We start from the raw sequence: 15,762 nt of genomic DNA, 5'->3' as shown, positions 1-15,762 counted from the left end.
GAGTTATTTTTTATACCTTTGTCCATCCATTATTCAATCAGCAACTTAATGAAAAGGATTATATTAATCACAGGAGGACAACGATCCGGTAAAAGTTCGTTCGCGGAAAAAAAAGCGCATGAACTTACTACGTCACCGGTTTACTTGGCCACTGCCAGGATATGGGACGAAGAATTCAGAAAAAGGGTGGAACGCCATCAAAAGAACCGCGGTCCTGAATGGACAAATATAGAAGAAGAAAAAGAATTGAGCCGTCACAATGTAGCGGGCAGAGTCGTAGTGATAGATTGTGTAACTCTTTGGTGCACTAACTTCTTTATGGAGTTTGATTCTAATGTTGCCTCCTCATTGGAAGCCGTCAAAAAAGAATTCGACAAATTTACCCAGCAGGACGCCACTTTCATATTTGTAACTAATGAGATTGGTTGGGGGGGAGTTTCCGAGAACAAACTGCAACGTAAATTCACAGACTTGCAAGGTTGGACCAATCAATACATCGCATCGCATGCCGACGATGTATATCTCATGGCAAGTGGTATTCCCGTAAAAATAAAATAAACATGAAAACGTTTCATATTCAAAAGCCGGATGAAGCTATCAAAGAAGCTCTGATTGACAAAATCAATAATCTGACCAAGCCTAAAGGATCGCTTGGAAGACTGGAAGAAATCGCTTTGCAAATCGGACTGATCCAACAATCCCTTTCTCCACGATTAACTCATCCTCAAAATATAATCTTTGCCGCGGATCATGGCATCGTAGAAGAAAAAGTCAGCCCATCTCCTAAAGAAGTAACCTGGCAACAAATCAGCAACTTTCTTCATGGGGGAGCAGGGATCAATTTCCTGTGCCGACAGCACGGTTTCACTCTTAAAATTGTAGACGCAGGAGTCGATTATGATTTACCTTATGAAAAAGGTATCATTAACATGAAAGTCGGAAGAGGAACACGCAATTTCCTTCATGAAGCAGCCATGACACCTGAAGAGATGGAACTTTGCCTGGAGCATGGTGCCCAATGTGTAGACACTTCTCACCAGGAAGGCTGCAATATCATTAGCTTCGGTGAAATGGGAATCGGAAATACTTCGTCCTCTTCTCTATGGATGACTTGCTTCACCGGAATCCCATTAGATCAATGTGTAGGTGCAGGAAGCGGACTCAATCACCAGGGAATAAACCACAAATACGAAGTTCTGAAAAGATCTCTCGAACAATATCCGGGAGAGCATTCCGCAGAAGAAATCCTCTGCCGTTTCGGAGGTTACGAAATGGTAATGGCCGTAGGAGCAATGCTCAAAGCTGCAGAACTGGGAATGGTTATTTTAATTGATGGATTTATAATGACCAATTGTATTCTTGCCGCTTCACGCCTTTATCCGGAAGTGATGAGCTACGCCATATTCGGTCATCAGGGAGACGAGAGCGGACATAAGCTATTATTGGATTATCTCGGAGCACGTCCCCTACTCAATCTCGGATTAAGACTTGGAGAAGGAAGCGGTTCCGTTTGTGCCTATCCCATTGTGGATTCCGCTGTGAAAATGCTGAATGAAATGGATTCATTTGCTCATGCTTCCATCACTAAATATTTCTAAAATGAACCAGATACTTGCCGCCCTCATATTCTTTACACGATTGCCTTTCTGGAAAATAAAAGAAGTTCCGCAGGAGTGTTTCAAACACGTTGTCAATTATTGGAGTTTCAGTGGCTGGCTGACCGGGGGAATGATGGCATTGATTTTCTGGGGAGCCAGTACTATTCTACCTCACGGAGTAGCCGTAATCCTGGCACTGACTTCACGTTTACTTATCACAGGAGCATTGCATGAGGATGGATTGGCCGATTTCTTCGATGGATTCGGAGGTGGGACGAACAGAGAAAGCACATTACGCATCATGAAAGATTCCCATATCGGAAGCTATGGAGTTTTGGGATTAATCATCTATTATTTATTTGCTTACAATCTACTGGTCGCACTTCCCTTAGCAGTTACTCCTTTCTTATTACTAAGCGGAGATACCTGGAGTAAATTCATTTCTTCCAATATCATCAATTACCTGCCCTATGCACGGAAAGAAGAAGATAGCAAATCCGGAACAGTATATACAAGAATGAGTTTTGGAGAGATCGTAATGTCTGCGATGGGTGGAATACTACCTCTCCTATTACTTCCTCCAAGCTACTGGCCCGTATGTATATTTCCCATTCTGGTATTCTTCTTTATCTGCCGGATGATGAAACGACGTCTGAACGGATATACCGGAGATTGTTGCGGTGCATTATTTCTCTTAAGCGAAATGAGTTTCTGGCTGGGAGCAGTGATGTCTATCTATATAAAATAAGTAAACCTATGAATATTTATCTAATCAGACATACCTCTGTCGACGTTCCTAAAGGTCTTTGTTACGGTCAGTCAGACGTTCCTTTACGTCCTACATTTGAGATAGAAGCAGCCGTAACCAAAGCTAAAATCGAATCCATTCACTTTGATATGGCTTACACCAGTCCTCTATCCAGATGCACCCGTCTGGCACAGTATTGCGGATTCGGAGATACCATCCGTGACCCAAGAATACTGGAACTTAATTTCGGAGATTGGGAAATGCAGTATTTTAATAAAATCAAAGACCCGAATCTCCAATGCTGGTATGACGACTACATGAATGTAAAAGCAACCAATGGAGAATCGTTTGCCGACCAATATAGACGAGTAGCCGCATTTTTAGACGAAATCAAACAAAAGGAGGCTGAAAATATAGTAGTATTTGCTCATGGCGGCGTATTGATTTGCGCACAGATTTATGCAAAGTTGATTCACCAGGAAGAAGCATTTCAGGCAGTACCTGCCTACGGAGGAGTTTTTCTATATCAAGAGTGCCCGTAAACAAACAGGTGTAGATATCTCTAATAAGTTTGCGATGTCTTTACCCTCACACCCTGTTTAATAATTACTTACTGGAGAATTTTCGGTTGACGGCAGTTCCACTTTATTTCATTACTTGGGACAAAGTGTTTCGCACCGAGAAACGAAATGTTTCAAGTAATGAAACGAAGTGTTTCACACCGAGAAACAAAATGTTTCGCTACTTGAAACTAAGTGTTTACCTATATGAACAAGCCATTATCTGCATAGATTCTGCAAATAACTACATACTTTCGATGGATTTACTATATCCTTATAAACTTCAGGTTTAACCTATCAACCAAATCAAGACGAGACAGGGTGAGAGTAACTGTTTACCCTCACCCTACTCTCACTCTTACCCTCACACCTGTAACTATGATGAATAAGCGGTTTGAGTCAATGGGTGAGAGTGCGAGGGTAAAAAGCATCTCCAAACTTTTTCTGAATCTTTAAGGTGCAGAAATTCTCTGAAGTAATCAGCAGACCGATAAACTTAATCCATTCTGCCTGCCTAAGGGGAGGATACATAAATAGGAATGATTTCGGAGAAAATGCAATAAAAAAAGAAAGAATATCTCCAAAGATACTTATCTTTGCCCCGCAATGTCAATCTTCAGACACCGAAAATTATTTATTCATTTAAAAGATACACGAATAAAGATGAAATCTCCTATTTCAATCCTCACATGGCTATGTCTTCTCTTCCTGGCTAGTTGTATATCCAACAAGAAGACTTCTCTCGAGGCTTTCAAACAGGATGTCTATACACCTGAATACGCAACCGGATTCAAGATTCTGGGTGCGGACAAGGCCGCCAGCACACTTATTCAGGTTTCCAATCCATGGCAGGGAGCCAAGGACGTAAAAATGTCTTATTTCATTTCCCGCAACGGTGAACAGGCACCTGCCGGATTCAACGGACCTACCATCCCTGCCGGAGCGAAACGTATCGTATGTATGGCTTCTTCCTACATCGCCATGTTCGACGCTCTAGGTCAAGTGGACAAAATTGTCGGAGTATCGGGCATCGACTATGTATCCAATCCATATATTCTCGCACATAAAAATTCTATCAAAGACATGGGCCCCGAAATGAATTATGAGTTATTATTGGGACTGAAACCGGATGTTGTCCTGTTATACGGTATCGGAGATGCGCAAACTGCCGTAACAGACAAACTGAAAGAACTGTATATACCTTATATGTATGTAGGAGAATATTTGGAGGAATCACCGCTTGGTAAAGCCGAATGGCTGGTAGCTCTTGCCGAATTAACAGACAGCAGGGAAAAAGGCATCGAAATATTCCGTGAAATCCCTAAACGTTATCAAGTTTTGAAAGCACTCACCGAATCGGTAGAGCAACGTCCTACCGTTATGCTCAATACCCCGTGGAACGACAGTTGGGTGATGCCTTCCACACAAAGTTACATGGCACAATTGGTAACTGATGCAGGTGCGGATTACATCTACAAAGAAAACACTTCTAACAGTTCCACTCCCATCGGACTGGAAACGGCTTACAAACTGATACAAAAAGCCGACTACTGGATTAATGTAGGCATGGCTTCTACGTTGGATGAACTAAAGACGGTCAATCCTAAATTTGTAGACGCCAAAGCTGTACGCGAAAAAACTGTTTACAACAACAATTTACGAACAACACCGACAGGAGGTAATGACTACTGGGAATCTGCAGTGGTACGTCCCGACGTCGTATTGCGTGACCTGATTCATATCTTTCACCCCGAACTCGTATCCGATTCACTTTACTATTACAGACACCTGGAATGAAACAGCCTGATAAACGTACTCCCTTTTTATTCATTACACTGGGTATAGTTACCATACTGTTATTACTGATAGACATGGCAACGGGAGATACATATATTCCTATCACCAAGGTATGGGCTGTACTCACCGGAGGCGAATGTGACGAAATGACACGGAATATTCTCCTTTCTATCCGTTTCATACGGGTAGTGGTAGCGGCTTTGATAGGAATAGCACTCTCCGTTAGCGGTTTACAGATGCAAACAGTATTCCAGAATCCGTTGGCAGATCCTTACCTGCTGGGAGTAAGTTCCGGTGCAGGACTGGGCGTAGCTCTGTTCATACTAGGTGCTCCATTACTTGGATGGGCGGAGTTTCCAATTCTTCAGTCGCTGGGTATCGTAGGTTCGGGCTGGATAGGAACTGCCATAATCTTATTGGGAGTAGCCATTATCAGCCGGAAAGTAAAAAACATTCTCGGTGTGCTGATTATGGGAGTTATGATAGGCTACGTAGCAGGCGCTATCATTCAGATACTCCAATACCTAAGTTCTGCCGAACAACTGAAAATGTTCACACTCTGGTCAATGGGATCTCTTAGCCACATCACAGTCACCCAACTGGGAATTATGATACCGATGTTATGTATCGGTTTACTAATTTCCGTAGCCTGTATCAAATCGCTGAACCTGTTACTGCTCGGTGAGAATTATGCACGAACGATGGGAATGAACATTAAACGTTCACGCACGTTCATCTTCGTTTCTACCGCACTGCTGACAGGAACGGTCACCGCTTTCTGTGGTCCGGTAGGATTTATCGGCCTGGCAGTACCGCATGTCACACGACTGCTATTCAACAATGCCGACCACCGGATACTGGTCCCCGGCACCATGCTGACAGGGCTTATCAGCATGCTTCTCTGCGACATCATCGCCAAGAAGTTCCTACTTCCGGTTAACTGCATCACCGCCTTGCTAGGTGTTCCGGTTATTTTATGGGTAATTGCTAAAAACTTGCGTAGATTCAAATGATAGAACTTAAAGAACTGACATTAGGATATGGACAGCGCACGCTGTTGGAAACGGTAAATGCCCGAATCACAGGCGGACAACTCGTTGCCCTGTTAGGACGTAACGGAACGGGAAAGAGCACCCTGCTCCGTGCTATGATGGGGCTGGAAAAGCCTCAATCAGGAGAGATTACTCTGCAAGGAAAAAACATAGCATCATTGAAACCGGAAAAATTAGCCCGGAATATAAGCTTTGTCACCACCGATAAAGTACGTATCGCTAATCTCCGCTGTAAAGATGTAGTAGCTTTAGGGCGTGCTCCCTATACCAACTGGATCGGCCAACTGCAACCGGAAGACCAAAAGCGGGTGGATGACGCTATGCAGCTAGTCGGTATGTCCGGTTATGCAGAAAAGACAATGGATAAAATGTCCGATGGCGAATGTCAGCGAATTATGATTGCCCGTGCTCTTGCACAGGATACTCCCGTCATCCTGCTTGATGAACCGACCGCCTTCCTGGACTTACCTAACCGCTACGAGCTCTGTTTGCTTTTAAAGAAACTGGCACAGGAAGAAAAAAAATGTGTCTTATTCTCCACTCATGACCTCGACATCGCCTTATCGCTTTGCGACTCCATCATGCTCATAGATAATCCGCAGATGTACACGCTGCCTACTCCGGAAATGGTGGCCAGCGGACATATAGAAAGACTTTTCCGAAATGAATCCGTCACGTTTGATGTGCAGGAGATGAGAGTACGCATCAAATAAACAAACAGATATCCGACAAGAATCAGACTGTGTATAAAATAAATAGGTAGCATTCATTTGGGTTCCTATATAAATTCGCTATCTTTGCCCCGAATTGGTTTCAGATAGCCATATCAACTATCTGAATTAAAAGGGAATCGGGTGTAAATCCCGGACAGTCCCGCTGCTGTGAAACTCCATTCAACTTCTTGATATTTACTTTTACCACTGACCAGGTATCGATAGTCAAGGTCGGGAAGGCATCAGGAAGGGAGTCAGTCAGAAGACCTGCCATTCATACCTTTATAGTTGTTTTTACTCGTGGGATAGGAAAACGGCAGACTGTAAAAAAAGAATCGAGTAGTCATGACATCGGAAATGATTGAAGGAGGATAAATTCTCTCTAGCTAAAATATCAAAAGGACGGCATTAGACCGTCATGCTCAATGTGTGCGTATCCCCGCAGAAGTGATTTCTCCGGGGTTACTTTTAGCTAAACTAAATATCATCATATAATAATCACAATGGAAGTTCTAAGAAATTTATTTGAAGGTTACCCCAATCTTTGGGGCGGCGGAGTGGCACACTCCGTACTGATTCTGTCACTAACCATAGCGTTTGGAATCATCCTTGCAAAAATCAAAGTGCGGGGAGTATCTCTGGGAGTTACCTGGATACTCTTTGTCGGAATCGTATTCGGCCATTTCAACATGAATCTGGACGAACACCTGCTCCACTTTCTAAAAGAATTCGGATTGATTCTGTTTGTTTACTCAATTGGTTTGCAGGTAGGACCCGGCTTTTTTTCAGCATTCAAAAAGGGGGGCTTTACCCTGAATATGCTAGCTATGCTCGTAGTAGTATTAGGAGTAACCATTACTATTATCCTGCACTTCACCACCGGAACTCCGATTACCACAATGGTAGGTATTTTGTCCGGAGCCGTCACCAATACTCCGGGACTGGGAGCCGCACAACAGGCCAACAGTGATTTGAATGGCATAGATGCTCCCGAAATTGCTTTAGGATATGCTGTCAGCTATCCGCTGGGTGTAGTAGGTATCATCCTTTCCCTGCTTGCTTTGAAATATCTCCTTCGCATCAATACTGCTCAAGAAGAAAAAGAAGCAGAAGTCGGTCTGGGACATCTCCAGGAACTTACCGTACGCCCTATCTCCATTGAAGTGAGAAACGAATCGGTAGATGGCATCAGGATTAAAGAACTCCGCCCGTTACTGAACCGTAAGTTTGTCATTTCCCGCATCAAACACCGCGAGGGTGGAGAAACCGAATTGGTCAATTCCGAAACAATTCTACATGTAGGGGATATCATATTAGTGATCTCTACCCCGATTGACGTGGAAGCAATCACTATATTCTTCGGAAAGGAAATCAAAATGGAATGGGAACAACTGAACAAAGAGCTCATTTCACGCCGTATCCTGATTACTAAACCGGAATTGAACGGGAAAACGCTTTCACAACTCAAAATCAGAAATAACTTCGGAGCAAACATCACCCGCGTCAATCGTTCGGGAGTAGACTTGGTAGCCTCTCCACAATTACAGTTACAAATGGGAGACCGTGTCACCATTGTAGGTTCCGAACTGGCTGTTGCCCATGCAGAGAAAGTACTTGGCAACTCCATGAAACGCTTAAATCATCCGAACCTGATTCCTATCTTTATAGGTATCGCTTTAGGATGTATTCTGGGAAGTCTTCCTTTCGCATTTCCCGGAATTCCGCAACCTGTGAAACTAGGATTGGCAGGCGGTCCGCTCATCGTTTCTATCCTGATTAGCCGTTTCGGTCCGAAATACAAGCTGATTACTTATACCACCATGAGTGCCAACCTGATGCTTCGTGAAATCGGTATTTCCATCTTCCTCGCTTGCGTAGGTTTAGGAGCAGGCGAAGGCTTTGTAGACACAGTCATTCATGGCGGAGGATATATATGGGTAGGCTACGGAGTAATCATAACCATCCTGCCACTTCTGATTACGGGATTGATAGGACGGTATTATTGCAAGCTGAATTATTTCACGCTTATCGGAGTTCTGGCTGGTTCTACCACCAATCCGCCGGCATTGGCTTACTCCAATGACCTGACCTCCTGTGATGCGCCTGCCGTCGGCTACGCTACGGTGTATCCGCTCACCATGTTTCTGCGAGTATTGACGGCACAAATATTGATTCTGTCGTTGGGATAACATATTAATATATCCTTTTCCATCCAATTGATTACTAACAAATGGAGAGAATAGGATCAGATGCCGGAATATTTGTTATTGGTCAATGGGATATTTTTTTAGAATAAAACAAACTAATTAATAAAAACTTTCTAACTTTGTGCCGTTAAGGTTTCCTTGAACAACTTTTGCGTTGTAAAGGAATGAAAAGGGAATGCCGTGTAAACCGGCAACAGTACCTGCTGCTGTAAATCTCCGCTCCTTGTAATCAAAGAGCAAAATTGCAACACAAAAGTCACTGGATAGTTTATCTGGGAAGGCGTTGCAAAATGGGATGAGTCAGAAGACCTGCCTTGATGCTCTGATTTACACCTGCGGGATTTCGGGTAGTAGTCAAATAGAAAATAAGCAATTATCTTTTATTTGGTATAATAGCTATATGTCCGTTTGTGTAGATTGAATTCAGATCTGAACAAACGGATTTTTTATACCTATAAAATAAAAGACATGCTTTCTATTCAAGTCCATTCATACAATAAGCATTATATCCATTTACGGTGGATATTATGTTTGATTCTATCTCTATTTACCACATTACCGGCCATTTCCCAGTCCAGGGTTCGGCATCAGACTTCTCTGTCTGATACACTTCTCAAACTCAAAGAAGTTACTATCTACAGCAACCGGATGCAAAAAAAGATGTCTCCTGTACAGATTCTGTCCGGCAAAGAACTTGAGAAGCTCAATGTTTACTCCGTTGCTGATGCTTTGCGCTACTTTTCCGGAGTACAGATAAAAGATTACGGAGGTATTGGAGGACTAAAAACCGTCAATATACGAAGTATGGGCAGTCATCATGTCGGAGTATTTTACGATGGTATTGAATTAGGAAATGCGCAAAATGGAGTCGTCGATCTAGGCCGTTTTTCATTAGATAATATGGAAGTCATTTCACTATATAATGGTCAAAAAAGTGCCATCTTCCAACCTGCCAAAGATTATAGTTCCGCAAGTGCCATATATATGCAGACACGAAAACCCCTATTCAAAGGGGAAAAGAAAAACAATCTGAACATCGGGGTGAAAGGCGGTTCATTCTCTACCATCAATCCGTCACTACTTTGGGAACATCGTTTCAACGAACGAATAAGCAGTTCCATCAGTACGGAGTATATGTATACATCAGGACGATATAAATTCACATACGCCAAGAAAGATGGTTACGACACAACAGCTGTTCGTCAAAATGGAGACGTAAGAATGTTACGTTTGGAGAATGCATTCTTCGGAAAAGTCCCCAAAGGAGAATGGAAAGCCAAAGCATACCTATACAATTCGGAACGGGGATACCCCGGAGCTGCGGTAAGAGAAGAACCGGGTAAGTTTCGCCATCAGGACCGGCAGTGGGATACCAATCTGTTTGTGCAAGGCTCTTTTCAAAACTATTTTAAGCCTTGGTACAGTCTGCTAGCCAACGGAAAATATGCTTATGACTATCTCCACTATTTATCCGATCCCAGACTGGATGTCACCACCATGTACGTAGACAATCACTACCGACAGCAAGAAATCTATGCTTCGGCCGCCCATTTATTCACCATCTATCCCTGGTGGAGAATGTCATTATCCAACGATTTTCAATGGAATGCATTACGGGCCGATCTCATAGATTTTGTCTATCCAACCCGTAATACAATCCTGACTTCTGCTGCCACGTCCTTTGACTTCAACCGCCTCATGTTGCAGGCGAGCCTGTTATATACTCATGTCGATGACAATACACGTACCAAAGGAGCCAATGCAGGCACCAAAAACAAATACACTCCGTCTGTCATAGCCACCTGGCAACCATTGACCAAGCTCCCTCTGAATGTACGGGCCTTTTATAAGAAAGTCTTTCGCATGCCAACTCTCAATGATTTGTATTATACTTTTATAGGCAATAAGGACTTAAAACCAGAATATACCACCCAATACGATGTGGGTATCACTTTCTCTCACACCTGGAATAACCATTGGCTGAAAAGCCTGGACTTACAAATAGATGGTTACTATAATGAAGTAGATGATAAAATCATTGCCATGCCTACCTCCAACCAGTTCCGTTGGACTATGATTAATCTCGGACATGTGGAAATTCGGGGATTAGACGCAGCCATACGAGGAGAATGGGGCTTCGGAAAGGTGGAACTTAGCACTCTCTTCAATTACACCTATCAAAAGGCACAGGATTTTACCGATCCTACCAGTGAATGGTATGGAGGCCAGATTCCTTATATACCTTGGCATGGAGGTTCCATCATCCTCAATGGAAGTTACCAAACATGGTCCTGTAACTATAGTTTCATTTATACAGGTGAACGTTATGAAGCAGTCGCCAATATCCCGGAGAACTACGCACAGCCCTGGTATACCCACGATTTTTCCCTATCCAAAACTTTTCAATGGGGGAAAACGGGAATACGTGTAACGGCAGAAATTAATAATATCTTCAATCAGCAATATGAAGTAGTGCAATGCTATCCTATGCCCGGTACAAGTTTTAAAATCAAATTAAACGTCATGTTATGAGAATATCTGTTCTATCCATCATTATCTGTTTTGTTCTTCTATCGACTTCTTGTCGCGAAGATGAACGCATTATTCCGTCAACTCCCAACCAAGTTACTCCCGGAGTAAGCGGTACCTCTGTCAAAGGTTTCTTTCTACTCAATGAAGGAAATATGGGAAGCAACAAGGCTACCCTTGATTACTTTGATTACGAAACCGGTATCTATCATAAGAATATCTATGCGGAACGGAACCCGGGAGTCGTACAAGAATTGGGGGATGTGGGAAATGATATCCAAATCTATGGAAATAAGTTATATGCCATCATCAACTGTTCTCATTTCGTAGAAGTGATGAATGTAGAAACAGCAAAACACATCACGCAAATTTCCATACCTAATTGCCGTTATATCGTCTTTAAAGATAAATATGCATACGTCAGTTCGTATGCAGGCCCTGTCAAAATAGATCCCAACGCCAGACTGGGGTATGTAGCACGTGTTGACACTACCACACTGACTGTCAAAGATACCTGTGTGGTCGGCTACCAGCCGGAAGAAATGGTGATTGTGGGCAACAAACTCTATGTAGCCAACTCCGGCGGGTATCGCGTACCTAATTATGACCGCACGGTATCCGTCATCGACTTGAACACATTCAAAGTTATCAAAACCATTGATGTGGGAATCAATTTGCATAGAATGGAATTAGACCAATACGGAAATATTTATGTCTCATCCCGGGGAGATTATTATGACACTTACTCCGAAACATTTGTAATAGATTCCAATACCGATAAAGTAATCGAAGAATTACCGCTTCTTCCCAATACAGAAATGGCTATTTGCAGAGATTCACTGTATGTATACAGTACAGAATGGAGTTATTACACCAACAGTTGGACAGTCTCTTACGCCATCTATAATACAAAAACAAAGAAAACTGATACCCGCAATTTTATTACAGATGGTACGGAAAAATCTATCAAGATACCTTATGGAATAGCAATCAATCCGGAAACAGGTGAATTCTTCGTCACCGATGCCAAAGACTATGTGACTCCCGGCACATTATACTGTTTCTCCCGGGATGGAAAAAAGAAATGGTCAGTCATCACGGGGGACATTCCGGCACATATTGCCTTTACAGATAAGAAACTAAAAGAGATTCAATAATTCACAATTCTATTAATAATTAAAAACAAAAGCAATGAAGAAAATTCTATTTTTACTGCTCACTGTCGTTACAGTATGCAGTTGCTACAATGACGATGATCTCTGGGATAAAGTCAATGATCTCGACGGACGAGTAGAAACACTAGAAACAACAGTCAAGAAAATGAACTCTGAAATTACAACTTTACAGAGTTTGGTAGACGCATTAAATCAAGGGAAAGTAATCACCAACACGGAACAGACATCTGATGGCTACACATTAACTTTCAGTGATGGAAGCACCGTATCTATCAAAAATGGAAAGAATGGTACAGATGCTCCTGTGATTGGAGTGAAAGCTGACGAAGACGGAATATATTACTGGACCATTACTACCAACGGTACTACAGAATGGCTGCCGGATGCAACTAACAAGTTAAAAGTGACAGGTACAACTCCAGTTATGGGAGTTGACAGTGACGGATACTGGACCGTTGATACAGGCGAAGGAGCCAAACGTATTAACGGAACAGACGGAAAACCTGTGAAAGCGGAAGGACAAGACGGAGACTCTTTCTTCAAATCTGTTACAGTTAATGACAATCATGTACTAGTTACTCTTGCAGATGGAACGTCGTTCACATTGCCCAAAGGGGAAACATATACATTTGACATTGCCAATAGGGATTATACCTTGTTCTCGTCTAATGAAACAAGGACGTATCTTCTTACAACTGCCAATATAGACGACGCAACATTAATTGCTATTCCGCAAGGATGGACAGCGGTTCTTAATGATAAAGACTTAAGAATCACAGCTCCGGCAGTTTCAGGTGATGATGTCAAAGATGGTGAACTTAAAATACTTGTCACTCCGTCCAAAGCTTTCGGTAAAGTAATAAAAATGCAATTAAGAGCAGTGCGTGAAGCACACTTCTTGACATTCGAGGATGTTGATTATAAAGGTGATGCTAACATGGTAGGAGAAAGAAACTGGTCATCATTAATTGACAGCCAACAATATGGTGGCCCACTACTTTATCCTAAGAATAACCAACTCTATAACTGGAGTGATGCAAACAACACTTTTCTTGCTTCCGAACTTCCTAACGGATGGGGTGATTACCAATACTGGGGTGGCGGACACGCAATTTCCAATTATCTGGATATGGATCTTACTCATGGAGACTTCCAGCACCAACTAGCCGTTTATTATCAGGATGCAAAAACTGGTTTTGGAGGACATAATGGTTCCAAAAACTTCTGCGTACATTACGGCTATGCAGACAATTCCGGATATGCCAACGGTCCATTACCCTATATTTACTTTGGAGACGGAGTTGCTCGTGTAGTTGACCATATGTATGTGACTATGACGACCTACCTAGCCAACTGTGTGGCCAACGGTAACGGTTTGACCGCACCCGCAGGCAAAGATGATTGGGTGAAACTGGTTGCTATCGGTTATGATGAAGATGGAAAAGAAGTAGCTACACGTCCGGAATTTTATTTGGTTGGAGCCGAGGGTAATATACTTGAATGGACAAAATGGGATTTATCCGCATTAGGCAAAGTGGTCAAAATAGACTTTAATGTCACTGGAAGTAATGATAACGGATATGGTTTCAGCCAACCTGCCTATTTTGCTTATGATGATGTAGCAGTGAGATTCTAATGAAACATATTATACTTTTTTTATTTGTTCTGTTAGCATTAATATCATGCGTGAAAGAAGAGGAGGACTCTCCTCTTCTTTCCGCTCCTGTCATTACCTTGAAAGAAGAATCCCCCATCTATAAAACAAAAATTGGTCGGGAGATAACCATCGCTCCTGTTTATGAAAATACCGATTCGGAAACGACCTTTAACTGGACAATAGATGGAAAGAGTATCTGTACCACTTCCACCCTGACATTTTCAGCCGATGAAGCAGGCAGGTATTTCATTCTGATTTCTGCCACCAATGCCGGAGGGACAACAGAAAAGGAGATACGTATCGATGTCTTTCAACTTGATGTACCGACTATCTCTATTGCGGATGCCGACAAAGGTTTCAAAGTGCTTCAAGGCTCTGAACTAACCATTACACCTATAGTAGATTCTTTTCTGGAAACCAGTTACTCCTGGCAAATAAACGGTGAAGATATTTCGAACGAATTAACCTGTACTCTCCCCACAATCGAGCTTGGCGAATATCAAGTTCGTTTTGCTACTCACAATGAAGATGGCGATGACGAAGTAACTTTCAAAGTAGAAGTTTGTTCACCGGATCAAGTAGATTTCAACTGGACATTCCTGCAAACGGAATATAACATGTCAGCCGGCAGAACTATCCGTATCAAACCGGTTGACGTGAATAATGCACTGGATGCAGTCTATACATGGACCGTGGACAATGAACAAGTGCAATCCGGAGAAAATGATACTTATCTGTTTACATCCGAGCAGCAGGGAGAACACACGGTAAAGGTCGAAATGAAGAACTCATATATACTCGCTACGCAAACATTAAAAGTCAATGTTTGCCCTCCCGCAGGAACATACCAGCGGAAGATTAGCGCCACAAGTTCTGCGTCAATGAACAAAGTATATGAATATTTACCGGCTCCCGGTCAATTCATCAATGAGAATCATAACACAACAACTATGGCAGAAGCCTGCACCTATGCAGAAGAACGAATCAATCAGACGGCTTATGTTTCCCTAGGCGGATTCGGTGGATACATCATCGTTGGATTCGATCATAGTATCGTGAATGATGGAGATTACAACATTGCTATTACAGGAAACGCTTTTGATGGTTCGTCAGAACCGGGAATTGTATGGGTAATGCAGGACGAAAATGGTGATGGGTTACCTAATGACACTTGGTATGAATTGCGCGGATCCGAATATGGGAAAGCCGAAACCTGGCAGGACTATGCCGTCACCTATCATAAACCAACTGGTATTCAGCTTCCCACCCCATGGACAGACAATCATGGTCAAAGTGGGTCTATTGATTATCTGGGTGCTTTTCACCGGCAAGATTATTATTATCCCGCCTGGGTAAAGGAAAAACAATATACTTTGCGAGGTACTCGCCTGAAAGAGCGTAATTACGATCAATCCGGTAATGGTACTTATTGGGTAAATGATAGTTATGAATGGGGATATGCTGATAATTTCAGCGCCATTGATCGTCTGACAGATGATGACAACTATAATGCCGGACCGTCTGACAATCATTTCAAGATATCCCATGCTGTAACTTTCGACGGTAAGGATGCAAACCTGAAGTACGTTGATTTTATCAAAGTACAAGTGGGTGTTAATAGTAAAAGCGGTTGGTTGGGTGAAATATCCACTGAAGTTTTTGGAATAAAGGATTTCAACATGCTCAAATAATTGATAGAATATACATAAGAGATTCTTTTCCCTAT

12 protein-coding genes and 2 riboswitches are annotated in these 15,762 nt (G+C 42.5%); all 12 genes read left to right on the top strand.

The features are described 5' to 3' along the window. The first annotated feature begins 48 nt into the window (after positions 1 to 48). Complete coding sequence (gene cobU / locus BSCG_RS11885) at positions 49 to 558, top strand: bifunctional adenosylcobinamide kinase/adenosylcobinamide-phosphate guanylyltransferase (protein ID WP_008024847.1); 510 nt, start codon at positions 49 to 51, stop codon at positions 556 to 558. A gap of 2 nt (positions 559 to 560) precedes the next feature. Continuing rightward, on the top strand, positions 561 to 1,598 hold the full coding sequence (gene cobT, locus BSCG_RS11890; RefSeq protein WP_008776275.1) for a nicotinate-nucleotide--dimethylbenzimidazole phosphoribosyltransferase: 1,038 nt from the start codon (positions 561 to 563) through the stop codon (positions 1,596 to 1,598). A gap of 1 nt (position 1,599) precedes the next feature. After that, positions 1,600 to 2,346: an adenosylcobinamide-GDP ribazoletransferase gene (locus BSCG_RS11895; protein WP_004321880.1), complete on the top strand. Its 747-nt coding sequence runs from the start codon at positions 1,600 to 1,602 to the stop codon at positions 2,344 to 2,346. 8 nt (positions 2,347 to 2,354) lie between these two features. Next, positions 2,355 to 2,888 (top strand): alpha-ribazole phosphatase, encoded by a 534-nt coding sequence (gene cobC, locus BSCG_RS11900; RefSeq protein ID WP_004312393.1) that lies wholly within the window; start codon positions 2,355 to 2,357, stop codon positions 2,886 to 2,888. A 681-nt stretch (positions 2,889 to 3,569) separates the two neighbouring features. Next, positions 3,570 to 4,703 carry an ABC transporter substrate-binding protein gene (locus BSCG_RS11905; RefSeq protein ID WP_008776274.1) on the top strand — a complete coding sequence of 378 codons (1,134 nt, stop codon included), beginning with the start codon at positions 3,570 to 3,572 and terminating at the stop codon, positions 4,701 to 4,703. Continuing rightward, complete coding sequence (locus BSCG_RS11910) at positions 4,700 to 5,716, top strand: FecCD family ABC transporter permease (protein ID WP_004321883.1); 1,017 nt, start codon at positions 4,700 to 4,702, stop codon at positions 5,714 to 5,716. Before BSCG_RS11905 ends, BSCG_RS11910 begins: the two co-directional genes overlap by 4 nt. Beyond that, positions 5,713 to 6,468, top strand: coding sequence for an ABC transporter ATP-binding protein (locus BSCG_RS11915; protein WP_004299412.1), 756 nt, complete (start codon positions 5,713 to 5,715; stop codon positions 6,466 to 6,468). The genes BSCG_RS11910 and BSCG_RS11915 overlap by 4 nt, the downstream gene beginning before the upstream one ends. Before the next feature lie 78 nt (positions 6,469 to 6,546). Continuing rightward, positions 6,547 to 6,758: riboswitch (cobalamin riboswitch) on the top strand. Positions 6,759 to 6,971: 213 nt separating this feature from the next. Continuing rightward, the gene (locus BSCG_RS11920; protein ID WP_004312390.1) at positions 6,972 to 8,657 is read left to right on the top strand and encodes a putative transporter; all 1,686 of its coding nucleotides are present in this window, start codon (positions 6,972 to 6,974) and stop codon (positions 8,655 to 8,657) included. Between the two features lie 131 nt (positions 8,658 to 8,788). Continuing rightward, positions 8,789 to 9,007, top strand: a riboswitch (cobalamin riboswitch). 136 nt (positions 9,008 to 9,143) lie between these two features. Then, positions 9,144 to 11,207, top strand: a complete 2,064-nt coding sequence (locus BSCG_RS11925) for a TonB-dependent receptor (protein WP_022199253.1) — start codon at positions 9,144 to 9,146, stop codon at positions 11,205 to 11,207. After that, positions 11,204 to 12,361, top strand: coding sequence for a DUF5074 domain-containing protein (locus BSCG_RS11930; protein WP_004312388.1), 1,158 nt, complete (start codon positions 11,204 to 11,206; stop codon positions 12,359 to 12,361). Before BSCG_RS11925 ends, BSCG_RS11930 begins: the two co-directional genes overlap by 4 nt. Positions 12,362 to 12,395: 34 nt before the next feature. Further along, complete coding sequence (locus BSCG_RS11935) at positions 12,396 to 14,015, top strand: PL29 family lyase N-terminal domain-containing protein (protein WP_004312387.1); 1,620 nt, start codon at positions 12,396 to 12,398, stop codon at positions 14,013 to 14,015. Next, the gene (locus tag BSCG_RS11940; protein ID WP_004312386.1) at positions 14,015 to 15,727 is read left to right on the top strand and encodes a PKD-like domain-containing protein; all 1,713 of its coding nucleotides are present in this window, start codon (positions 14,015 to 14,017) and stop codon (positions 15,725 to 15,727) included. Before BSCG_RS11935 ends, BSCG_RS11940 begins: the two co-directional genes overlap by 1 nt. The last annotated feature ends 35 nt before the right edge of the window (positions 15,728 to 15,762 follow it).

Source organism: Bacteroides sp. 2_2_4, assembly GCF_000157055.1.
GTDB classification, from domain to species: Bacteria; Bacteroidota; Bacteroidia; order Bacteroidales; family Bacteroidaceae; genus Bacteroides; species Bacteroides ovatus.
Note: the sequence above shows the minus strand (reverse complement) of the source record. Positions and strands in the feature narration are given on the sequence as shown.